Below are 23586 nucleotides of genomic sequence, written 5' to 3'. Positions count from 1 at the left end.
AAAACCCTTAACTATTGATAGATAAGGGTTTATTTTCGTAGCGAGAGGGAGATTTGAACTCCCGACCTCAGGGTTATGAATCCTGCGCTCTAACCGACTGAGCTACCTCGCCAAGACGTGCATTAACCCGTTTGTCAATGCGGGTGCAAATATATAATTTATATGAATGTCTGCAAATTATTCCTTTCAAAAAAAAATATTTTTTTTAAAGTGAAATTTCTCAAATAAATTATATATTTCGAAAAAATATAGATTATGGCACAAAAAGTACGCTACGAGATTGAGTTCCCCATAAATTCCTCACCTCAGTTACTTTATCAGTATATTTCAACCCCTTCTGGATTGCAAGAATGGTTTGCCGATACCGTAAATTCAAGAGGCGAGTTTTTTACTTTTCATTGGGAAGATACCGAAGAACACGCCCGGTTGGCCTCCAAAAAGACAGGGGAGAAGGTTCGTTTCAAATGGGTAGATGACCAAAAGAAAGATACTGAATATTTTTTTGAACTACGTATCCTAGAAGATGAAATCACCAAAGACGTTTCCTTAATGGTAGTCGATTTTGCCGAAGAGGATGAGGTCGATGAATCCAAACAATTGTGGGAAAATCAAGTTTCCGATTTGAAGCATGTGATTGGTTCGGTGTAATTGTCTTTTACTTCCTATATTTGTCCCTCCAAAAAAGAGGGATTTTTTATGTTTAATTTCAACGGAACTTTAGTCGATCATACAACCGTTTTTTCATCCTCCAATCGCGCACTTTTGTTCGGTGATGCATTGTTTGAAACGATTCGTGTGGTTGATGGAACAGTTTGCTTTTGGGAAGATCATTATTTTCGTTTAATGGCTTCCATGCGTATTTTACGAATGCGTATTCCCAGCACCTTTACGATGGAATATCTTGAATCGCAGTTGAAAAGTGTGGTGACATCGCAAGGTGCTTTTCGGGTGCGTCTCACAGTGTATCGCAATGAAGGAGGATATTACACTCCAATAACCAATTCCGTTTCGTTTTGTATTGAAGGTACTCCTTTGGCTACAACTCATTTTATTCACGAGACAACTCCCTGTAACGCCGATTTGTTTAAAGATTTTTATGTGCCCAACCACTTAATGTCCACGCTAAAAACGACCAACCGTTTACTTAATATAGTAGGAGCAGTATATGCACAAGAGAACGACTTAGATACTTGTATCGTGCTTAATGAGCAAAAGCGGGTGGCTGAGGTACTTAACGGTAATTTGTTTATGCTCCAAGGGAAAAAACTCATTACTCCGCCTCTCAGTGAAGGCTGCTTAAATGGTATTTTACGAAAACAAATGCTCAAAATGGTAACTGCCCAATCCGAATGGGAAGTGGAAGAAGCCCCAATATCTCCTTTTGAATTGCAAAATGCTGATGAATTATTCTATACCAATGCTATTCAAGGCATCCGTTCGATAACCCATTACCGTAAAAAAGAGTTTGTCACCACCCAAGCTCAAGCATGGACGGCGCAATTAAATCAGTTAGTTTAAAATTGGATTTTCAGGCGCATTGGACCATAAGACGTAGTCGCCTCCAAGTTCCAAAATTTTTTCTTTCCAAAAATTATTGGACGATTTACTTAAAATAGTTTGCTTGTAACTATTGGGACAAACAATCCACGACTGCGATTCGAGTTCTTGCTCCAATTGTTGCACCCCCCAACCGGTATACCCTAAGAAAAAGCGAATATTGTCTTTTTGAATTGTACCATTGTTGAGCAATTCTTTGGTACGTTCAAAATCGCCTCCCCAATAAATTCCTTGAGAAATTTCAATACTATTGGGTAACAAATCGGGAATATTGTGAATGAAATAAAGATTGTCCTGCTCAACAGGGCCTCCATTGTAAATCGTGAACGAAGACGTAATATCGGGAATTAAATCGTGTAAGGCATAGGTAAGTGGCTTATTAAGTATAAAACCTACTGAGCCCTCTGGATTATGGTCCGCCAACAAAATAACCGATCGATTGAAGGAAAGATCCCCAATTATGGAAGGTTCTGCAATCAATAATTGTCCTTTTTGTAGGCTTTCGGTTGACATTATTATGCAATTTTAACTAAAAGTACAAAAATATTTGGCACGTCAATAGTTATTCATAAAAAAAATCACGGCCGAAACCGTGATTTTTGATGATATTGGGTAACAGAAATTAGTTTACAGAACCTTCTAATTCAGCACCTGCTTTAAACTTCACTACATTTTTAGCAGCAATTTTAATTGTTTTACCGGTTTGAGGGTTTCTTCCTTCACGAGCTGCTCTTTTAGATACAGACCAAGAACCGAAACCTACCAATGAAACTCTTCCACCTTTTTTCAAAGTAGCCCCTACATTTCCTAAAAATGACTCTAAAGCTAATTTAGCAGCTGCTTTGGAAATTCCAGCATCAGCAGCAATTGCATCGATTAATTCTGACTTGTTCATAATAATAGTTATTAATTGTTGGTTAAACTTAATTGTTATTCAAAACAAATTTAATAGAAAATCCACAGCATGCAACTGATTACACGTATTTTTGGTGAATTTGTTGATAACTCAATTCATTTGTTGATAAACGACCTGAAAAACAGTACGATTCTAGTATTTATAGGGTCTCCCAATTATTCCACGCGACATTGGGGGCTAAAATGCATGCCATTCAATACCTCTTGAGCTTTCATTTTTTTCTTGCCTGGAAATTGAAGGACTTTAATTTTTATGTACCCATCAGGCACTACAATGTCAATTTCCTTTTTAGTCGTTTTCCAATGTCCAACAACTTCCGAATGTTGGGTTTCAACAAAAGTAGCTTCATAAATTTTAACCGCCCAACGCATTTCTCCATCCACAACATAACACCAAGCGGTAGGGAAGGGTGATAAACCCCGTATTTGGTTGTATACGTCTTTTCCTTTTCTATGAAAATCCAATTGGCAGTTTTCTTTGTTCAACTTATAAGCGGTCTTTAATTCACCTGTTTCAATTTGGGGAACTGTGGCCACATCGCCTTGTGCAATGCGCACCAAAGTTTCAAGCACAACTTCTTTTCCCAATTCCATCAAGCGGTCATGTAAACTACCTGTATTATCCTCGGTATCAATCACTGTTTTTTTCGACAAGATTATAGCACCGGTATCTATTTTATCATCAATAAAAAAGGTAGTCACCCCCGTTTCGGTTTCGCCATTGATAATAGCCCAATGGATCGGCGCTGCTCCACGGTATTGGGGCAACAATGACGCATGTAAATTGAAGGTGCCCAACTTCGGCAAACGCCACACAACCTCCGGCAACATGCGAAACGCGACCACAACTTGCACATTAGCGTTCCAAGCTTCCAAAGCCGCAATAAAATCGGGGTCTTTTAAATTGATGGGTTGTAACAACGGCAGTCCTTGTGCTAAGGCATATTCTTTCACCGCCGAAAATTTAAGCTGCTGTCCGCGACCCGCAGGTTTGTCGGCAGCAGTAATTACACCGACTACCTGCAATCCTTGTTGTACAATAGCTTCCAAAATCCCGACCGCAAATTCGGGCGTTCCCATAAATACAATTCGTAATGATTCCATTTTAACGCAATGAATAGGTGTTGTCGGGAAGTAAACGAATGCATTCCGCCTCCAACAATGATTGAAGTGCAAAGATAAGCGCCTCTTCCGGTTGTGAAAGTATTTCTTGTAATTCTCTTGAACTATACGGTTGATGTTGCAACAATCGCAATAAGGCCTCAGGTAGATCGCCCAATTCGATGGTCTTTTTTCGGGGTGCAATGCAGGTCGAACAGCGTCCACAATCGGCTGTATCTTTTTCTCCAAAGTACGCCAACAAAATCCGTTGGTTGCATTGGATCGTGTTTTCGGCATAGGCCAACACCGATTTCAATTGGGACGCTTTCAATTCGTTTTGCGCAATTAAATATTTACTCACGCGATTTATTGTATGCGCATCTTCTCGAATGGTCGTAAAGGTGAGTTGCGCATCGTTGGTTTTTGTATGCACAGTCGCCAATTCGTGTTGCTGAAGTTGCTGCAATACCGCCAATACGTTGGCTTCTGTAACCCCCGATTTTCGCGCCACCACCGATAAGTTGATGGCCGTCATTTGGTCATACACGCCCGGGTGGGTGCGCAAAAGAGTAACTAAAACAAGCTCCTGTTCGGGATGTAAACTGCTGTAGCGAATCACTTCTTTGGAAGGGACAATAAATTGTAAGGTTAACTTCTCTGAAAACTCTTGCGAAAGACTCAAGACGCCCTGCCGATCCAAAAATTGTAAGGCTTGATACGTGCGTGCCACGGGTAAATTGTATTTGACGCAAAAACGATGTAAATTAAATCCAAACGTTTCATCTATGCCTTCTCCGTATGCAATTTGCAAATCGGCACACAACTTTTGATACACTTGGGATAAAAACGGTTTGTCGGGTAATACGCCCAAAAATTGTTGCTCTGCCTGCAATCGATCGGAGGCATTGGCCAACAAAATGGCATAGGCTTTCGATCCATTTCGCCCCGCGCGTCCCGCTTCTTGGTAATAATTCTCCAAATTGGGCGGTAAGTGAAAATGGAAAACAGTACGAACATTTGCTTTATCAATACCCATCCCAAAAGCATTCGTCGCGACCATAACCTGCTTTTTTTCCTCCATCCACCAACCCATTTGCCGTTCTTTTTCGGCAGGCGATAAGCCCCCGTGGTAAAATGTAGCCGATATACCCATGGCCTCCAATTGTTGAGCCGTATGCAAACATGATTTTCGGTTGGAAACATAGACCAAAGATGAACCCGGATATTTTTGCAATACGTTTTTGGTAAACTGTAATTTGTCTTCAGGCGCATAGACCATATAGGCCAAATTCTCTCGGGCAAATGATTTCGAAAATACACTCGGTTGCTCCAAAGCCAATTGCGCTATAATGTCGGCTTGCACCCGTGCCGTTGCCGTTGCCGTTAGCGCTAAAAAAGGCACTTTAGGAAAATGAATCCGCAATTCCGCAATCTTTAAATAGGCGGGACGGAAATCATGTCCCCACTGCGAAACACAATGCGCCTCATCAATCGCAATCAGCTGAATAGGTAAGGTTTTAAGCCGCGAAAGTACAATTTCATTTTGCAGTCGCTCGGGCGATAGATATACTAATTTGTATCCCCCAAATTGTGCATTGTCCAGCAGATCAATGAGTTCTTCTGTAGGAATGCTCCCGGTTAACGCCATCGCTTTGATGTTGCGCATTTGAAGCTGTTGCACCTGGTCTTTCATCAACGCCACCAAAGGCGATATCACCAACACAATCCCCTCACGAACCAAAGCTGGAAGTTGATAACACAACGATTTTCCTCCGCCCGTTGGCAATAATGCAAAAGTATCACGCCCCGCCAAAACCGATTCAATTATCGCCTCTTGCGGATCGCGAAACGCCTCGTAATTCCAATATTGTTTTAGAATATCATGTAGGTTACTCATGGGTCATTTTGCAAACGAGTAACACAAAGATACAGGAATATTACAACGCATTCAAGATAAATGCCACCCGATCGGCTACAGGGCCCACGGGAACTTCAATCGGACTATATCCAAAATGGCGATAGGTTTCTTGCAAATGACGGTAAATCAATTGCGCTTGTTCAAAATTTTCATACCGCGCCTCATCACTCACATAAATCGCTTCCCAAGGCGGTAAAATAAAGATTTTATTGTACCGATGTCCCGTACAAGCTTCCTCAAAAAAAACAGGATAACTGTCGCCGATATAGTGCATGTACGCCAGAATATCGGGAATGCCACGGTCCAAAAAAGTAAAGGATTGGACTTCCTCCTGGGCCGAGAAGTATTGCTTTTTTCTGCCCACAAGCAACAATTCACTAAATAGTAAGGGTTGTTCCAAAAACAATTGTTCTATACCCTGTTCACGTGCCTCCAAGGTAATTTGACGTGATATTTCAGGATAACAACAATGCCCATCAGCCATCATGTGCTCAATTATGGTTGTTTTTCCGGTCCCTGGACCGCCCGTAATTACGATAAGTTGAGGTTTCATTTTTTGCAAAAATAAGCCGTAAAAGTATTGAATTGTCATCGCATTTGCATACGAAAATCGTCAATTTTTCGTTAGGATATAAGGTTGTTTTGGGCGTGTCCCGAAATGGAATTTACTGCCTTTCTTTGGTATGCTTAGGGTCGGGACCGGGCTGTCGGGAGTCGCTACCCTCGTGCCTCGGGCGAGCTTCAACAATCCCTCCATCCCTCACGCGGTGGGAAAAATGAAATAAAAAAACTAATTTTTGGCAAAAAATAGAGGTATAATTCCCCAGAAAAGCATTGAAAAACTAACCTCAAATAGCGTATATTTGCCCTTATTTAATGATGATGGATAAAAAAACGGAAGCTTTTTACATTCGCCTCAAAGAGGAATTGCAAACCACTTCATCTTGGCCGAGTGTTTATTTGTACAAATTTATTGTCCCTACCGATATCCAAAGAATTCATACGGTAGAGAACGCCTTCGACAACCTCGGAGCCGTCATTAAAACCCAACAGTCTAAAAACGGTAATTTTACCAGTATTTCGGTCAATGTCGTGATGGAATCTCCTGACGCTGTGATTGCCAAGTACTTAGAAGTATCCACCGTTGAAGGCATTATATCCCTTTAGTATGGTACCAAAATACATCAAGGAAAATGCACACGATACCGTGCAACACCTCGAATACAACGCCGAACGATCGCCTTTATTTATTCCCGAATACGGCCGTCATTTGCAAAAATTAATCGATCACGTAGTCGCAATTCAAGACCGTGACGAGCGAAACCGCGCTGCGCGATATGTAATTAACGTCATGGGTACCTTGAATCCGCATTTACGCGATGTGCCCGATTTTCAACATAAATTGTGGGATCAAATATTTATCATGTCCGATTTTCAATTGGATGTCGATTCACCCTATCCGATTCCCACAAGAGAAGTTATAAACCTCAAACCCGATCCGCTGCCGTATCCGCAGAAAAATCCAAAGTACCGCTTCTATGGCAACAACATCACGTCCATGATTGATGTAGCCAATTCGTGGGAAGAGGGCGAACTCAAAAGTGCTTTAATCATGGTTATCGCTAACCATATGAAAAAATCGTATTTGAGTTGGAACAAAGATACCGTCACAGATCAAGTGATTTTTGAACATTTGTATGAGCTTTCGGGGGGGCGCATTAATTTATCGCATAGTGCCGAAGAATTATCGACGACCACCGATTTGATTCGCACCAACAAAAAAATGTCCAACAAGGCACAACAGCCAATGCAAAAACACAAAGGTGGATTCAAAAAGAATTTGAACAACGGAAAAAAATTCATCAAAAAAAATAATAATAAAAACTAATAGAAAACGGCCATAAGGCTTTTTACTACACCATGGGAACATTCAAAATTGAAGGCGGCATCCGCTTGAAAGGAGACGTCACGCCACAAGGCGCAAAAAACGAAGCATTACAAATTTTATGTGCCGTTTTATTAACCCCTGAAAAAGTAACCATCAATAACATCCCCGATATTATTGACGTCAATAAGTTAATTACCCTCTTAGGAAATTTGGGGGTAAAAATCCAAAAAAACGGTCCTGGTTCCATCACTTTTCAAGCCGATGAAGTCAATGTGGGCTACCTCGAAACCGAAGCCTTCAAAAAAGAGGGCGGATCGTTGCGCGGTTCCATTATGATTGTTGGTCCTTTGTTAGCGCGTTTTGGCAAAGGGTACATCCCCAAGCCCGGAGGCGATAAAATCGGACGTCGCCGTTTAGATACGCATTTTGAAGGCTTTATCAACTTGGGAGCCAAATTCCGTTACGAGCGCGAAGACCATTTTTATGGCGTAGAAACACAAGAGCGCTTGAAAGGGACCTATATGTTACTCGACGAAGCCTCGGTTACAGGAACCGCCAATATCGTAATGGCCGCCGTGCTCGCGGAAGGAACGACCACCATTTACAATGCAGCCTGTGAACCGTATTTACAGCAATTGTGTAAAATGCTCAATTCTATGGGTGCTAAAATTACCGGCGTGGGTTCCAACCTGCTCACTATTGAAGGGGTGGAAAGCCTTGGAGGTTGCGAACACCGAATCCTTCCCGATATGATTGAAATTGGAAGTTGGATCGGTCTTGCCGCCATGACCCGCAGTGAAATCACCATCAAAAACGTGAGTTGGGATAATTTAGGCGTCATTCCCAACGTGTTCCGTAAATTAGGGATAACCCTAGAGCGACGAGGCGATGATATTTACATTCCATCCCATGAAAATGGCTATGAAATCAAAACCGATATCGACGGTTCGATTCTCACTATTGCCGATGCACCGTGGCCTGGATTTACTCCCGACTTGTTAAGTATTGTATTGGTTGTTGCTACCCAAGCCAACGGCGATGTGCTTATCCATCAAAAAATGTTTGAGAGCCGTTTGTTCTTTGTCGATAAATTAATCGATATGGGGGCCAAAATTATGTTGTGCGATCCGCACCGTGCGGTGGTCATGGGACACAATTTCAAATCGCAATTGAAATCAACAACCATGTCTTCTCCCGATATTCGTGCAGGGATTTCCTTATTGATTGCGGCGTTATCCGCCAAGGGAACGTCAACGATTCAAAATATTGAGCAAATTGACCGTGGGTACGAACGTATCGACGAACGTTTGCGCGCTTTGGGAGCCAATATAGTAAGAGTATAAATTCAGAAATTCCAATATTTGAAATTCCAAATTCCAAGACTACGAGTTACAGTTTGGAATTTGGAATTTTTGTACGAATGGAAACCTATATCATCATTCTTTGTATTGCAGCTTTTTTCGCCGGATTTGTCGATGCGGTCGTGGGCGGTGGTGGGTTGATTCAAACGCCTGTGGGATTAATTTTGCTGCCCAATGAATCAGTAGCTACTGTAGTTGGGACACTCAAAGTCCCGGCATTTAGTGGTACCTTCATGGCAGCACGACAGTATATCCAACAAGTGATCTTGCGCTTAAAGTTACTTATTCCAATGGCCATCGTAGCCTTTTCGGCTTCTTGTATAGGGTCATGGTTGCTAACGCGCGTTCATAATGCCTTTATGAAACCAGTGTTATTAATTGTGCTTATCGGGATTGCGTGGTATACTTGGGTGAAAAAAGATTTTGGGCAACACAGCGCGCCATCACTTTCCCCGTCGAAAATGCAAATCATTGGACTTTTATTGGCGTTGATAGTGGGTTTTTATGACGGATTTATCGGTCCAGGTACAGGAAGTTTTTTGGTGCTGGGTTGCATCGTTTTGCTCGGTTTTGATTTTTTACACGCTTCCGCCCATGCAAAAATCGTCAACTTGGCGACTAATTTGGGTTCGATTCTACTTTTTATCGCCAAAGGGAAAATTATTTGGAGTATCGCACTACCTATGGCTTTAGCCAATGCGCTAGGCGGATGGGTAGGTGCCAAAACTGCCGTAGCCCGCGGGAATCGATTTATTCGTCGCGTGTTTATGCTTGTGGTAGTGGCTACCTTACTTCGTTTTGCGTGGGATGTTTTTTAATTATTCTACGATATTTAAGAATTTCAATCCAAAGATAACTGCGTCACTCACAAAGCCACTTTGGTACGAACGTACATAATCGATACGAAGGATTTTGAATTTTTTAAATCCCAAATTATCCAAACCAATCGTAAACTCATGATAAGGAGCGCGATTTGGCACCGATAAATTGTGGTAGCCCAATACCAATTGCGTATTTAGTTTTTGGAGTAAAGGAATTTTATTCATCAAATAGCCTTGATCGTTGTGCTCCATATGCAATTCAATAAATGCATCATTGGTACTGGCACTGTAATAAGGTAAATTATTAAAAACATTGGTATAGCGTCCCCCGCCGGCCACATGGGTTTGATTTCCATTGAAATGTTTAAAATCGGGAAAAGCAATGTTTTCGGCATTGAAAAATTGACCCGATTTAAGGTTGTAAACGAATTCTCCTTTATTTCCCAAGCTTAACTCTTGGTAAATGCGTGCCGAAACAAAGTCAAATTCGTATTGTTTTTCACTCGCTACAAATCCTTTTTCATAGGTTACAAAAAGAGTAGGATAGTCGTCATTCCCAATATTGAATTTTCCATCGGGTCGGGTCCAATATTTTTGACCAAAATTAAAACGTCCTGTAAACGACGCTTTCATCAGTTGATGACGGGTAAATGCTGGGGTCAATTCATCAAAAGGCAATAAAGGATTGTTTGAGGTGTACAAGTCATCCGATTTTACGGAGGCTTGAAAAGTTGTATTGAACAGCGGCTTTCGATCGGCGTATTCCACATTGGCATTCAATCGGAAACCGTTAACAATTTCACCGCTATATCCCACCGATAGGGCATTTTTTTCATATAGTTTCATGAAATTATTTTTAAAAAACGAAGAGCTGATCGAGTTGATATTATCGGTTATCGGATTGGCGGGGTTGAATTGATTAACGGTTGAGCCACCGCTTATGAATAAAAAGGAGTTTCGTATGTTGTCTAACTTTTGGGTGTAGGAAGCCGAAATTCGCAATCGATCTTCCGAAAATCCATAATCAAAACGGGTACCTATGCGGTAAAAGGTACGTTTATCTTCATTCCGTTGTGTAAAGTTGAAACCAATTTGGGTTTTCCATCCTTGAACCGTATTGAAGGCGGTATTGAAGGCCGGACCTTCGTACGAAAACGAGCGGTCTTTGAATGAATTCGAATAAGTGTATCCCATCAACACATCCATCCATTTGAATTTATTTCGTTTTCGATCGATAGAGTCTAAATAAGGTTGCGACTTGCGTTTGGTTTGCAACATTTCTTTTTTTACATAATCTGTACTTTCCTCTGAAGTTAAGGGAACAGGTCGAATACTATTCCAAAAGATATCGTCTTTTTTGTTGGCATTTTCCTCAAACTTCAATACTTCAGCGGTAAACGTGCGACGTTCCATTTGTTTGGGGAAATCAAAATTGGAATACACATAGGTAAAACGTCCGTTGAAATTAAACCCTAACATCCCAGCGTCAAAATCTAAGGTTTGTGTGTTTTTGGTCCACACCTTGGTTTTGTTGTTATAGCTAAAACTTTGTTTAAAATGTAAAGTGTTCAATGCGGGATTTTGGGATTGGCTCCCTTTGATGCTGAGGTCAATCGCATAAATGGCATAGTCTTGGTCTTCGATATAAATGTACCCTTCAAAAGCAGGTTCACTCATACGTTTCGGAGTCACTTTAATCTTATTAATAAGGTGATTATTTTCATCGGCAAACGATCCTTCAAAGGTATAACGGTAATAATTGAAAGCATTGTCAGCAATAGGGGAGATGGCATTGGCATTGATTTCAATGTAATTTTCATAAAAATCAAAGTTGGCTTGCGCCGCATTGTTAAAGCTGAAGCCATTGTCTTGACCACTCACTTTTGAAGCGACAATGACTTCCTTCAATTTGTCAGGCTTTTGAAAAGTGAGTTTAGACACCGTTTCCGAAAGATACAAAATACCACTGCGGGTAGAGTCAATGACTTCATCCAAGAAATCAATTTTTTGACCCATAAAAGTTTTGGGAAGATTTTTCACCCGAAAAATTCCTCTGGAATAGAAATCACAGGTGTATTGTCCTGTTTTGGCACCATTGGCTTTGCGGTTGGCAATCGCTTGTTTGATTATGGCAATGGCGGGATTCACTTTGGCATCGATGACCACTTCGTTAAGCTGAATGTCTTCGGTTTGCAAAACCACGTCAAGGGTTTCACTCTTTCCAGAATACTCAACAATCCGCTTTTCGGTTTTATATCCTAAAAATTGAAACAAAATCACATAAGTACCATTTTGTTTGGGATAAATTTCATAATGACCGTTGTCATTGGAAGTTGTACCTATATAGGTGTCTTGTACGTATATGTTGGCAAAGGCAATGGGTTGTCCTTTATTGTCGGAAACTTTCCCCTTGATTTGACTAAACGAAAATGTACTCCAAAGTACAGCGAGTGTAAAAAAGATGTTTTTCATAGGGTTATTGCAATAAACTTTGTACGGCTAAGGTGTAACTTTTTAACCCAAACCCAACGATAACTCCTGCGGCATGTGGCGCAATATAGGATTGATGCCGGAAGCTCTCGCGAGCGAAGGTGTTGGATATATGTACTTCAATGACCGGAGTTGTTACACTTTTTACCGCATCTCCAATACCGATTGAGGTGTGTGTGTAGGCGCCAGCATTGAGAATAATGGCGTCAAAGGTAAAGCCGCATTCTTGAATGCAATTAATAAGTTCTCCTTCAATATTACTTTGGAAAAAATGAAAGGTAACCGATGGGAATTGTACTTTAAGGGAAGCTAAAAAAGAATCAAAGTCTTGATTTCCATATACTTCAGGCTCTCTCTTGCCCAATAAGTTCAGGTTGGGGCCGTTGATAATCATCACTTGTAATGGTTTGTTCATAGATTTAAAAAGAGTGATTATACATCAATTTTACCAACTAAATGTACGGTAAATCTGCATTTTGAGAGGTGTTTTTCAATTTTTTTCGATTTTTTTATTTCGTCAAAAAGATGTAAAATTTGTTTAATAATTTGTATATGAATGTTTTAAGCGGTTAATAGTGTTAACAACTATGTTAATAACTACACTTTTAAGTTAAAAACTTTCCGCTAAGAATCGTTTTAAATTTGTTTCAATAATTTTAAACAAAATAGAACATGAAAAAAATTATTCTTTCTCTAGCTGCAGTACTTGCTTTTTCTGCTGCTAATGCTCAAGACAAAAAAGAATCAAAAGGTTTTGGTTTTTCTGAAGGAAACATCTTTGTAGGTGGTTTAGTATCTTACTCAAGTGAGAAAAAAGACATCGGATCTACTTCTGTTACAACTTCAGAATACGAAATTTCTCCAGAAGTAGGTTACTTTTTAACTGACAACTTTGCATTAACTGCAGGTGTTTCTTTAGGTAATACTGACAATGGAACTACAAAAAGGAATACTTTTGGTTTAAATCTTGGAGGTCGTTACTATTTCTTAAACATGGGTGAGCGTTTCAAAACGTACACTAACTTTGGTTTTGGAATTGGTTCAGACGACAATGGTGGTTCTCCTAATGAAAAAATTAACACTTTCGAAATTGGTGGTGGTTTAGGGATTAACTATTTTGTAACTCCTAATTTAGCTATCGATTTTAGATTAGCTAATGTAATCAAATATTCTTCCAAAAAGGAAGGTGATTTAAAATCAAATACATTAGAATTAGAAGCTAATGTATTCCAAAACTTTTTTGACACACCATCATTTGGTTTAATCTACAAATTCTAATTTGTAAAATAACTAACTGATATTAAATAAAGCCATCCTTCGGGGTGGCTTTTTTGTTTTGTATCTTTAGGCCATGCAATGGAAAGCCTATCTTAAATCGTATCAGGATTACCTGCGTCTAGAGCGTGGGATGTCACCCAACACCTTGGCAAGTTATCGTTTTGATTTGGAGCGGTTGTGTGCATTTTTGGTACAACACCACCCTGAAGTTTCTCCCTTGACCATTACCCCACAACACATTCAGGCGTTTGTTTATGCCTGTTCCAAAGAATTGAATGCGCGTTCGCAAGCGCGTTTAATCAGTGGACTCAAGTCTTTTTTTAATTACTTACTCGTTGAAAATTTGCGGAATGACAGTCCGATGGAATTAATCGAAGCCCCGCGTTTGGGTCGTAAACTTCCAGATACGTTGAGTACGGTAGAAATTGATCGTTTGATTATGGCAATCGATTTGTCCAAACCCGAAGGCGAACGCAACCGAACCATGCTTGAAGTGTTGTACGGATGTGGGTTACGCGTTTCCGAATTAGTAACGCTTAAAATTTCCGATATATTTGCTAATGAAGGTTTTTTAAAAGTCACTGGTAAAGGCAACAAGCAACGTTTTGTTCCTTTGGCCTCTTTTACTTTAGAATGCATCGAACGCTATCGTCGAGAGGTTCGTGTACATGTTCCCATTCAGAAAGGATTTGAAGACACGCTCTTTCTGAACCGTAGAGGGAAAGCGCTAACCCGAGCCATGATTTTTACAATAATTAAAGACTTAGCGCATGCCATTCATTTACAAAAAAGTATCAGCCCGCACACCTTTCGTCATTCTTTTGCTACTCATTTATTAGAAAATGGCGCTGATTTACGCGCTATTCAAATGATGTTAGGTCATGAATCGATTACCACAACCGAAGTATATGTTCACTTGGATCGTAGGCATTTAACTCAAATTATGCATCAATTTCATCCGCGCAAAGATTTAAAGTAAAATAAATCTTACAAAACAGGTAGTTTTCCGACAGTTATATGCATTTTATCGATAAAAAATGCATTATATCGAATATTTTATTAGATTTGGATTCACTTTTTTACTCCTCAAGTAGAAGAATGAATCCAAACGCCTCAAAACCTACAACTATGACCACAAACTTAGCCGCCAACCATCGGTTTAGTGCTGTACAGTACAATTATCATAAGCGGATATTAAATCTGATCCCCGATTTAATATTTCAAATTTCAGTAACCGCTCAGCAAGAGTTTTTCTTTACGTATCTTAATAAAAGCATCATTACTTTTTTTGAGGTCAATCGATTTGAAATTGCCTCCAATCCATTTGAGGTGATAAAAAGTCGTATTCATCCAGAAGATTGGGCTCTTTTTTTACAATCAATTTTAGCGGCCAAAGATACAAGTGAAAATTGGAATCATGAGTTTCGTGTGGTATTGCGTTCCCGAGGGGTTTTATGGTTTAAAGCCAAAGCAACTATTGATATTGATGAAAACGGCGATGCGATATTCATAGGAAGCTTAACCGATATCACCGATATAAAGCAACGGGAGTTTCGAATTATCGAATCGGAAGCACGCTATCAATTTGCCTTAGAAGCATCTAATAATGGAGTTTGGGATTATAATGTAGCCACCGATCGAGTTTACTTTTCCAAAGAATCCCTTGCGATATTAGATTTTGATGCTAGCGATAATTTGGTGACCAATTCCAAATGGGATGAGCGCATTCACCCCGATGATTATCCGCAATACAAGCAAGAAATTGTAAACCATAGTAATGGGCAAACGTCGTATTTTGAGAATACCAAACGTGTACTCACAAAACATGGCGTTTACCGTTGGATTCGAAGTAAAGGAAAAGTGATAGAACGCGATGCGCAAGGCAATCCTTTGCGGATAATTGGGGTGCATACCGATGTTACTTCTGAAAAGGAGGAAGAACAAGCATTGCAAGCCCATATGGAGATTATTTCCAAGCAGAACAACCGATTACTCAATTTTGCGCATATCGTTTCGCACAACCTTCGCTCGCACACGGGCAATTTTAAGATGTTGATTAACATTATTGATGAAACCGATGATACCCTGCAAAAGGAGGAGTGTTTCGGATTTTTAAAGACCACATCAAAGGCCTTATCCGAAACTATCGATCATTTGAAAGAATTGGTCGATATACAAAGTACAATTATTCATAAAAAAGAAAATTTGAATTTAAGTGCTTTTTTAAATCACACACTTGAACTTTTAAGTAAAGAAATTAAAGACCATAACGTAAATATTGTAAATTTGATAGATAGTAAGGAAACGGTACAATTTAATCCTGCCTATCTAGAGAGTATCTTTTTAAATTTTACCACCAATGCTATAAAGTATGCTCATCCAGATCGACAGCCAGAAATTCGGTATTCGCTTCAAAAAGAGGAAGGAAAATTAGTGTTGCTAATTCAAGATAATGGTGTAGGTATAAACCTAGAAAAATATGGTGAGAAATTGTTTGGTATGTACAAAACGTTTCATCAGCATCCTAATGCACGTGGCATCGGATTGTTTATTACTAAAAATCAAATCGAGTCCATGGGAGGTAGCATCGAAGTAGAGAGTCAAGTTAATGTAGGTACCACTTTCAAAATCAATTTTTCGAATGAAATTTAATAATATTTTTGTCGTTGATGACGATTTAGTTTATCACTTTGTCATTAAAAAATTGTTTAATAAATACAATATCGAAGCTGAAGCCAAGTTCTTTTTTAATGGATTGGAGGCGATCGACGGGTTGAAAAATGTATTGAAAACAGAAAAAGAGCCTGATTTAATCCTTTTAGATATTAATATGCCAGTTTATGATGGTTGGCAGTTCCTCGATGAGTTTCGTAAGCTGAAAAACAATATGTCCAAGGATATTACTGTGTATTTAGTTAGTTCTTCCAATGATTCAACCGATATTGACCGCTCTAAACAATATAGAGATGAAGTTAAAGATTACTATTTCAAACCTATCACTTCTAAAGAATTTGAAGAAATGTTAACCAGTGCAGGTTAGTTAAAAATAAAAAAGGGAACCTTTGAATAGGGTTCCCTTTCTTTTTATCAATTCTTTTTTTATTTAGCAATATTTACGGCCCGTGTTTCGCGTATTACCGTAATCTTCACTTGACCAGGGTAGGTCATTTCTGTTTGGATTTTCTGTGAGATTTCAAATGAAAGTTTTGCCGCCATATCGTCGCTTACTTTTTCACTCTCAACGATCACACGCAATTCACGACCGGCTTGAATAGCATAAGCATTTTTTACACCTTGGAATCCAAAAGCGATGGCTTCTAAGTCTTTTAAACGTTGGATATACGAATCCAATACTTGTCGTCGTGCGCCGGGACGAGCACCAGAAATCGCATCACAGACTTGGATAATTGGAGAAATCAAATATTTCATTTCGATTTCATCGTGGTGCGCTCCAATAGCGTTGCAAACCTCTTCTTTCTCCCCGTATTTTTCAGCCCATTGCATTCCCAACAAGGCGTGTGGCAAATCACTTTCGGCATCCGGTACTTTACCAATATCGTGAAGTAAACCAGCGCGTTTGGCCAGTTTTACGTTCAATCCTAATTCAGCCGCCATGATTCCACACAACTTCGCCACTTCTCGTGAGTGTTGCAATAAGTTTTGACCATAAGAAGAACGGTATTTCATGCGGCCCACAATTTTAATTAACTCTGGATGTAATCCATGAATGCCTAAATCAATTACAGTACGTTTCCCGACCTCGATGATTTCATCCTCAATTTGTTTAGTTGTTTTCGCCACTACTTCTTCAATACGGGCAGGGTGAATACGACCGTCGGTTACCAATTTATGCAAGGATAAACGTGCAATTTCACGGCGTACAGGGTCAAAACACGATAAGATAATGGCTTCTGGCGTATCATCTACAATGATTTCCACACCAGTTGCCGCTTCCAAAGCACGAATATTGCGCCCTTCACGACCAATGATGCGTCCTTTAACGTCATCGGATTCAATATTGAAAACCGACACACAGTTTTCCACCGCTTCTTCAGTACCCACACGTTGAATCGTGCTAATGATTACTTTTTTGGCTTCTTGTTGTGCTGTTAATTTGGCTTCTTCAATGGTTTCTTGAATGTGGGCCATCGCTTTAGTTTTGGCCTCAGCTTTCAAGCTTTCTACCAATTGCTCTTTGGCATCTTCAGCCGATAATCCAGAAATAACTTCCAATTGCTCCACCTGACTTTTGTGCATCTTTTCGACTTCTTGATGCTTTTTGTCTAGGATTTCAATCTTGGTCTCATACTCTTTGGCTTTCGTCTCAAAATCATCGTTAAGCTTTTTGGTTTTGGCCAATTCGCTGGATACTTGCGACTCTTTATCGCGAATGCGTTTTTCAACTTCAGCCATTTTTTTGTCTTTGGCTAAAATCTCTTTTTCATGTTCGGCTTTCAATTCCAAAAACTTCTCTTTCGCCTGTAGTAATTTGTCTTTTTTAAGGTTTTCAGCTTCCAAACTAGCATCTTTTAAAATCGATGCAGCTTCTTTTTTAGCATTCTTAATCAAAGCGGAGACATTGCTGCGCTCCAACATTTTGGCGACACCAAAGCCGCCTGCTAATCCGACCACTAGGCCGATTATTACTTCTACTATACTCATGGTTTTGTAAGGTTATATATAAAAAAAGCCCACATTAGTTGCTTGTATAAACTCGTAAAGACAAGTTTTGAGCTAGCTCGCTGTTCTGGCTTCCCGTCGGGCGGGCTTGCTATAGTAGCGACGATTTGCTCATTTGAATTTGTTAGTGTTGAGTTTACCAAAAATGAACTAATGTAGGCAGTATTTTAATCTAAAAAGAACGTTGTTTCTAGCGGTTGAGATACGTTTCCAAAGCATTATTCAAACGGGCTAATCGTTCAATTGACTCTGTATCGACTACCGTTTCGACTGATTTTTGCTGTTCCAATTGTGAGGCAAACTGCAAGGCACACATGGCCAAAACATCTTGTTTGTCCCGAACGGCATAGTTTTCCTCAAACTGTTTAATCATTGCATCGATTTTTTTGGCTGCACTGCGCAATCCTTCCTCTTGACTCATGTCAACAGTAAGCGGATAGACACGGTCGGCTATCGATAACTTGATTTTCAGTTTATCGTTCATATTTAATCAGCCAATTGGGCAATACAATAGTCGATTTCTCGAATTAGCGCATTGATTTTTAGCTTGGTATCTCGTTTATATTCTTCACTGCCTAATAACGAATTGGTCATTTTGAGCGCTTCAAAATCCTTGATCAGCTGAGCATGTACTGCTTGTTTTTGGGCTAAACTTTCTGTTGAACCCTGCAACTGCTGCTGCAATGCGCGGTTTTTTTGTTCTAAATCGTCCACCTTGGCACACAATCGCAGCACTTTTTTTTCCAGTGCATCAATGATTTCTTTGATTTCACTCATGGGTGACGCCTTTCGTTACTTAATCCCACAAATTTATAACTATCGGGGTATTTAACCAATAAAAACGATAAAAAATACAATTTATTTTGAAGCCCTTTGCTAAACTTTTGCGATTCAGTATTTTGGAAATTCTTAACAGCAAATGTTTTTATCTCCCAATCCCTTTTGCTATTTTAGCACAAATACCTTTATCTATGCGCAGTTTGTTATTTTTTTGGAGTTCAATTACTTACTTAATCGCTCAGCCGTATCCACAAGATTATTTTCAATCTCCACTCGCGATACCCTTACAGCTTTCGGGCAATTTTGGGGAATTACGTCCGCATCATTTTCATGCCGGCTTTGATTTCAAAACGCAACAACGCGAAGGGTTACCCGTATATGCCGCCGCCGAGGGCTATATCTCTCGCATTAAAATTGCTACTAATGGATATGGTAAAGCATTATACATTACACATCCCAACGGATATACTACGGTTTACGGTCATTTGCAAAAAGCCGTCGGTATTTTTGAGGTCAAAATACAAGCATTGCAATACGAAACGAAGTCTTTTGCGGTTGAAGCCTACTTTAAGCCTGGAGAACTGCCAGTAAAAAAAGGAGAACTTATTGCGCTGTCGGGCAATACAGGCGGTTCTGATGGGCCGCATTTGCATTTTGAAATTCGCAATTCCCAAACCGAGCAAATTATAAACCCTTTGTTTTTTGGGTTAGCCATCAAGGATACCAAAGCGCCTACTGTAGCCAATGTGATGGTGTATCCCATCGGACCCGATGCGGTGGTCAATGAATCAAAACAGCCTGTTTTATTGAGTCTTTCATTGCAAGCCGATGGAACTTATGTGGCTCAAAAAGTTCAGGCCTCAGGAGTGTTAGGTTTTGCCATTAACGCCTACGATCGCGATGATGTGTCGTTTAATAATAATGGCACCTACCAAACCCGATTGTATCACAACGGCCAGCCCAATTTTGAAGTGCTTTTTGATCAAATGGCCTTTGATGAAGCCCGTTATATCAATGCCTATATCGATTATGAACGCTACAAAAAAACCAAACAGCGTTTTCAAAAATTGTTTTACAACTATCCCTACGCTTGGTCCAATTTGCGCAATGTTAAGGAGGGAGGAATCCTCACAGTAAACCCCAATTTGGCCACAACAGCCCGTATTGAAGTGGCTGATTTTAATGGAAATCAAACCGTGATAACCCTGCCCATTTCGTATTCCAATGCTCCCGCAAAAATAGTCGATCCAACGCCCAAAACGCCTTATTTCATCAAATGTCAAACCGATGCCTTATTTGAAAAAGATAACGTTTCGGTTTATTTTCCGGCGAAGACGTTTTACGACGATTTTTATTTTCAATTTGATGTAAAAAACAATCAGGTTCAATTGCATGAGGACATCGTTCCTTTACACCAAAATTTTACGCTGACCTGGAAAAACGAATCAATTCCTGCCGCATTACGAGCCAAAACTTACATCGCAACGGTTCAAGGGAATCGTTTTGGGTATAATCCCACTCAAGTCGACGGGGCTACTTTTACGATGCGTACCAAAACATTGGGTAAATTTCAATTGATTCAGGATGTATTACCACCAAAAATAGCTTGGTTCAAACCACCCAAAAGTAAAGACTGGTCTGGTTTAAATGCGTTGCAACTAACGATTTCCGATGAGCAATCAGGGGTAGCCAAAGTCAATGGGTATCTCAATGGCGAATGGGTATTGTTTGAGTACGATCCGAAGTTAAAACGGATTACTCATGTTTTTGAAGAGCGCTTTTTGAAAGCGGGAGACAATAATTTGAAAGTCGAAGTCGTTGACCATGTTGGAAATTCAACTATATTTGAATCCACGTTTAACCGAAATCCAAAAAAATAACTCATTTTGTCATTACCCAACTATTTCATTGGTCTATTGTTATTAATAGTGTCCTCAGTTTCCATGGCACAAACCGGAAAGATAACGGGTGTGGTTTTGGATGAAAACAACAAACCCATTGAAGGTGCCAACATATCCTATGAGATGAACTCTGTAACTTCGGATGCCTATGGATTTTATGTTCTCGAAATTCCAGCCGACCGTAAGATTACCGTTCGTTTTAAACACGTTGCCTTTAAGTCCATTACCGCCAATTTTCAGGTAAAGCCGCAAGAAATTCTCGAATTTAATCCGGTGATGGATAGCGAGCAAGAACAACTCGAAGGGGTTGTTATTACTGGCGTTCGTCCTAGAGCACGCGGGATTATTAGCGTAGATCCGCAAGTCGTTAGGCGTATTCCGGGACTGAATGCGGGTGTCGAAAATATATTGAAAATTTTAGGAGCAAGTTCCAATAGCGATATGAGTTCGCAATACAGCGTTCGGGGTGGAAATTACGACGAGAATTTGGTGTATGTCAATGAAATTGAAGTCTATCGTCCGTTTTTGATTCGCTCGGGTCAACAAGAGGGATTAAGTTTTGTAAACAGTGATTTGACCCAGAAAATTGATTTTTTTGCCGGAGGATTTGAAGCAAAATATGGAGATAAAATGTCCTCGGTGCTCGATATTACCTACCGTAAACCAGTAAAGTTTGGCGCTTCGATGGAAGCCAGTTTTTTGGGCGGAGCCTTATCGGCAGAAGGGATTTCAAAAGATAAAAAATGGAGTGCCATTGGAGGATTACGCTACCGTGACAATTCATTGCTCGTGAACAGTCAGGAAACACAAACCAATTTCCGTCCCCGTTTCATGGACGCTCAGGTCAATATCAATTTTATGCCCGGAGGCAAATGGAACCACAGTTTCCTTGGAAATGCGTCTTACAATCGGTATAATTACCAACCTTTGACGCGCCAAACGAATTTTGGAACCTTGGACGAACCCATAGCGTTGCAGATTTTTTATGAAGGGCAAGAAGACGACCGTTACCAAACCTTATTTGGTGCCTTCAAATCGGTGTACCAAGCGAATGAAAATACCACGTATAAAATTATCGCTTCGGCCTTTCATACCCAAGAACAGGAATATTTCGATATTGATGCCTCGTATTTTTTGGGGGAAGTGGATGCCAACATTGGGTCGGAAACCTTTGGAAATGTTACTTTTAACCGCGCCATTGGTTCGCAGTTGAATCATGCACGAAATAACCTCGATGCGTTGATTATGAACTTTGAAATCAAGGGATCGCACAATGAAAATCGTAAGCATCGCTTTGATTGGGGCGCTAAGTTTACCCATGAGAATTTTAGAGACCGTTTGGTCGAATGGGAAGTCATTGACTCGGCTGGTTTTTCGATTAATCCTCCAGTGGTTAATATTCCTAATGATCAGCCTTATAACCCATATATAGGTCCTTTGGTTCCTTTTCAAAATGTGCGGGCTACTAATTTTGTGGATATCAACCGTCTTTCGGCGTTTGCGCAATGGAACACACAAACACGCGTTCGACGTGGTATGTTGTATGCCACTGCAGGGGTTCGTGCACACAATTGGACCGTTTCGGGTCGTGGTCTAGAAACCGTGACGCAAACCGTATTCAGTCCCCGTGTACAACTCGCGTATAAATTGGATAACAAAGACATGTTGTTCCGCTTTTCAACAGGTTTTTATTACCAACCACCTTTTTACAGGGAATTGCGCGATATGAGTGGGGTGGTACAACCGCGTGTGAAAGCTCAACAATCCTTGCATTTTGTGTTGGCCAATGATTACGGGTTTACGATGTGGAAGCGCCCTTTTAAATTGGTTTCGGAGTTGTATTACAAAGCCATGGATGATGTCAATACCTATACGTTGGAAAATGTACGTATTCGGTATCGAGCGAATAACGATGCAGTGGCGTATGCTTACGGATTGGATGTTCGTTTGAACGGTGAGTTTGTCAAAGGCACCGAATCGTGGTTTACCTTTGGGTATATGAAAACCGAGGAGAATCAAAACAATCGCGGCTATATTGCGCGTCCTACGGATCAACGGCTGAAGTTTGGGATTTTGTTTCAAGACTATATGCCCAATATTCCGAATGTAAAAATTTACATGAATATAGTTTACAATACGGGTTTACCGGGAGGTTCGCCTTCCTACGCCGATGCCTATACGTATCAAACACGATTGCGTGATTATCGCCGTGCAGATGTGGGATTCTTTTATGTGTTTACCGAGCGTAATGATCAACGCCCTGCGAGCCATTGGTTGCGAAAATTCCAAGATTTGTCGTTGGGATTTGAAGTGTTTAATATGTTTAATAATCAAAATGCTATCACCAATACTTGGGTCCGCGATGCTTACACCAAAAATCAATATGGAATTCCTAATTTTATGACGACGCGTGTATTCAATCTCCGATTGACGGCCCGACTCTAAATTAAAGTGCTTATGAAACGATTGACATTTGCCTTATCGCTATTGGTATTGGTAGGCTGTAAAGAAACGCCACCGCAGCCGAAAGTAATTTATTCCAAAAGTTCGACTCCCAAAACGAAAGCGAAAAAAGACGGTACTTTACTAACGTTATGTGATTTGCCCGTTCAATTTCCAGGTACCTCGGTGTTGCTATTTCCTGTAGGGGAAGTAGCTTTGAACGAGGGTAGTAAGGGCGGTGCGGATTTCAGTAGTAGTCGCAATGATAGTGGCGTCAGTTATCAAGTATCGAATACCAGTGAGTTTGAAATTGCAGGAAACCTATCCAATGTCAAGTTTCAGGTGAGTCCCAAGGATTCACTTCGCTCCTTAACCGACAAACCGATTCGGATTGAGCGCATTGCCTATTTGCACGGTTTGGCCGAAAAAGTGAAAACGAAACTCTTGGTCTATG

At 40.2% G+C, this 23586-nt stretch carries 22 protein-coding genes, 1 tRNA gene and 1 pseudogene; 13 read left to right on the top strand and 11 right to left on the bottom strand.

Annotated elements, in window-relative coordinates:
- Positions 1 to 38: 38 nt before the first annotated feature.
- Positions 39 to 112 (bottom strand) — tRNA-Met (locus Q0037_RS05880).
- Positions 113 to 255: 143 nt separating this feature from the next.
- Here Q0037_RS05880 and Q0037_RS05875 point away from each other — a divergent pair.
- Positions 256 to 648: an START-like domain-containing protein gene (locus Q0037_RS05875; protein WP_297516607.1), complete on the top strand. Its 393-nt coding sequence runs from the start codon at positions 256 to 258 to the stop codon at positions 646 to 648.
- A gap of 48 nt (positions 649 to 696) precedes the next feature.
- A complete protein-coding gene (locus Q0037_RS05870; protein WP_297516605.1) occupies positions 697 to 1518 on the top strand; it encodes an aminotransferase class IV in 822 nt (273 codons plus the stop codon).
- On the opposite strand, the gene Q0037_RS05865 is transcribed toward Q0037_RS05870, so the two are convergent.
- The 5 genes from Q0037_RS05865 to Q0037_RS05845 all read right to left on the bottom strand — a co-directional run bounded on the left by Q0037_RS05865 (position 1510) and on the right by Q0037_RS05845 (position 6044).
- Complete coding sequence (locus Q0037_RS05865) at positions 1510 to 2070, bottom strand: YqgE/AlgH family protein (protein WP_297516603.1); 561 nt, start codon at positions 2068 to 2070, stop codon at positions 1510 to 1512. The two genes, Q0037_RS05870 and Q0037_RS05865, sit on opposite strands and share 9 nt — an antisense overlap.
- A gap of 109 nt (positions 2071 to 2179) precedes the next feature.
- Positions 2180 to 2452 (bottom strand): HU family DNA-binding protein, encoded by a 273-nt coding sequence (locus Q0037_RS05860; RefSeq protein WP_073363284.1) that lies wholly within the window; start codon positions 2450 to 2452, stop codon positions 2180 to 2182.
- A gap of 176 nt (positions 2453 to 2628) precedes the next feature.
- Entirely contained in the window at positions 2629 to 3576 is a 948-nt protein-coding gene (gene fmt / locus Q0037_RS05855; RefSeq protein WP_297516599.1) for a methionyl-tRNA formyltransferase, read from the bottom strand.
- Between the two features lies 1 nt (position 3577).
- A complete protein-coding gene (locus tag Q0037_RS05850; RefSeq protein WP_297516597.1) occupies positions 3578 to 5470 on the bottom strand; it encodes an ATP-dependent DNA helicase RecQ in 1893 nt (630 codons plus the stop codon).
- Between the two features lie 40 nt (positions 5471 to 5510).
- Positions 5511 to 6044 (bottom strand): AAA family ATPase, encoded by a 534-nt coding sequence (locus Q0037_RS05845; RefSeq protein ID WP_297516595.1) that lies wholly within the window; start codon positions 6042 to 6044, stop codon positions 5511 to 5513.
- 323 nt (positions 6045 to 6367) lie between these two features.
- Between Q0037_RS05845 and Q0037_RS05840 the strand changes: the two genes are divergently transcribed.
- The 4 genes from Q0037_RS05840 to Q0037_RS05825 all read left to right on the top strand — a co-directional run bounded on the left by Q0037_RS05840 (position 6368) and on the right by Q0037_RS05825 (position 9558).
- On the top strand, positions 6368 to 6658 hold the full coding sequence (locus tag Q0037_RS05840) for a DUF493 family protein (RefSeq protein WP_297516593.1): 291 nt from the start codon (positions 6368 to 6370) through the stop codon (positions 6656 to 6658).
- A gap of 1 nt (position 6659) precedes the next feature.
- Entirely contained in the window at positions 6660 to 7379 is a 720-nt protein-coding gene (locus Q0037_RS05835; protein WP_297516591.1) for a DUF4290 domain-containing protein, read from the top strand.
- A gap of 32 nt (positions 7380 to 7411) precedes the next feature.
- Positions 7412 to 8722 (top strand): UDP-N-acetylglucosamine 1-carboxyvinyltransferase, encoded by a 1311-nt coding sequence (gene murA, locus Q0037_RS05830; RefSeq protein ID WP_297516589.1) that lies wholly within the window; start codon positions 7412 to 7414, stop codon positions 8720 to 8722.
- A 77-nt stretch (positions 8723 to 8799) separates the two neighbouring features.
- A complete protein-coding gene (locus Q0037_RS05825) occupies positions 8800 to 9558 on the top strand; it encodes a TSUP family transporter (RefSeq protein ID WP_297516587.1) in 759 nt (252 codons plus the stop codon).
- On the opposite strand, the gene Q0037_RS05820 is transcribed toward Q0037_RS05825, so the two are convergent.
- Both Q0037_RS05820 and aroQ read right to left on the bottom strand, forming a co-directional pair.
- The gene (locus Q0037_RS05820) at positions 9559 to 12033 is read right to left on the bottom strand and encodes a DUF5686 and carboxypeptidase regulatory-like domain-containing protein (RefSeq protein ID WP_297516585.1); all 2475 of its coding nucleotides are present in this window, start codon (positions 12031 to 12033) and stop codon (positions 9559 to 9561) included.
- A 4-nt stretch (positions 12034 to 12037) separates the two neighbouring features.
- Positions 12038 to 12466, bottom strand: a complete 429-nt coding sequence (gene aroQ, locus Q0037_RS05815; protein ID WP_297516583.1) for a type II 3-dehydroquinate dehydratase — start codon at positions 12464 to 12466, stop codon at positions 12038 to 12040.
- 257 nt (positions 12467 to 12723) lie between these two features.
- Between aroQ and Q0037_RS05810 the strand changes: the two genes are divergently transcribed.
- The 4 genes from Q0037_RS05810 (at position 12724) to Q0037_RS05795 (ending at position 16369) form a co-directional block, all read left to right on the top strand.
- On the top strand, positions 12724 to 13329 hold the full coding sequence (locus Q0037_RS05810) for an outer membrane beta-barrel protein (protein WP_297516582.1): 606 nt from the start codon (positions 12724 to 12726) through the stop codon (positions 13327 to 13329).
- Positions 13330 to 13402: 73 nt separating this feature from the next.
- On the top strand, positions 13403 to 14308 hold the full coding sequence (gene xerD, locus Q0037_RS05805; protein ID WP_297516580.1) for a site-specific tyrosine recombinase XerD: 906 nt from the start codon (positions 13403 to 13405) through the stop codon (positions 14306 to 14308).
- A 149-nt stretch (positions 14309 to 14457) separates the two neighbouring features.
- Positions 14458 to 15981 carry a PAS domain-containing sensor histidine kinase gene (locus tag Q0037_RS05800; protein ID WP_297516578.1) on the top strand — a complete coding sequence of 508 codons (1524 nt, stop codon included), beginning with the start codon at positions 14458 to 14460 and terminating at the stop codon, positions 15979 to 15981.
- Positions 15971 to 16369: a response regulator gene (locus Q0037_RS05795; RefSeq protein ID WP_297516576.1), complete on the top strand. Its 399-nt coding sequence runs from the start codon at positions 15971 to 15973 to the stop codon at positions 16367 to 16369. The genes Q0037_RS05800 and Q0037_RS05795 overlap by 11 nt, the downstream gene beginning before the upstream one ends.
- Before the next feature lie 59 nt (positions 16370 to 16428).
- Here the strand turns inward: Q0037_RS05795 and rny are convergent, their stop codons facing one another.
- The 3 genes from rny to Q0037_RS05780 all read right to left on the bottom strand — a co-directional run bounded on the left by rny (position 16429) and on the right by Q0037_RS05780 (position 18786).
- The gene (gene rny / locus Q0037_RS05790) at positions 16429 to 17991 is read right to left on the bottom strand and encodes a ribonuclease Y (protein WP_297516574.1); all 1563 of its coding nucleotides are present in this window, start codon (positions 17989 to 17991) and stop codon (positions 16429 to 16431) included.
- Positions 17992 to 18199: 208 nt separating this feature from the next.
- On the bottom strand, positions 18200 to 18493 hold the full coding sequence (locus Q0037_RS05785; RefSeq protein ID WP_297516572.1) for a cell division protein ZapA: 294 nt from the start codon (positions 18491 to 18493) through the stop codon (positions 18200 to 18202).
- 2 nt (positions 18494 to 18495) lie between these two features.
- On the bottom strand, positions 18496 to 18786 hold the full coding sequence (locus Q0037_RS05780) for a hypothetical protein (protein ID WP_297516570.1): 291 nt from the start codon (positions 18784 to 18786) through the stop codon (positions 18496 to 18498).
- Positions 18787 to 18980: 194 nt separating this feature from the next.
- Here Q0037_RS05780 and Q0037_RS05775 point away from each other — a divergent pair, with 194 nt between their 5' ends.
- The 3 genes and pseudogenes from Q0037_RS05775 to Q0037_RS05765 all read left to right on the top strand — a co-directional run.
- On the top strand, positions 18981 to 20669 hold the full coding sequence (locus Q0037_RS05775; RefSeq protein WP_297516568.1) for a M23 family metallopeptidase: 1689 nt from the start codon (positions 18981 to 18983) through the stop codon (positions 20667 to 20669).
- A 63-nt stretch (positions 20670 to 20732) separates the two neighbouring features.
- Positions 20733 to 23135, top strand: a complete 2403-nt coding sequence (locus Q0037_RS05770; RefSeq protein WP_297516566.1) for a TonB-dependent receptor — start codon at positions 20733 to 20735, stop codon at positions 23133 to 23135.
- Between the two features lie 12 nt (positions 23136 to 23147).
- Positions 23148 to 23586: pseudogene (locus Q0037_RS05765) on the top strand (hypothetical protein); the annotation flags it as partial.

The organism is Flavobacterium sp. (assembly GCF_027482425.1).
Lineage (GTDB): Bacteria > Bacteroidota > Bacteroidia > Flavobacteriales > Flavobacteriaceae > Flavobacterium.
This window is presented reverse-complemented; position numbering and strand designations above follow the sequence as displayed.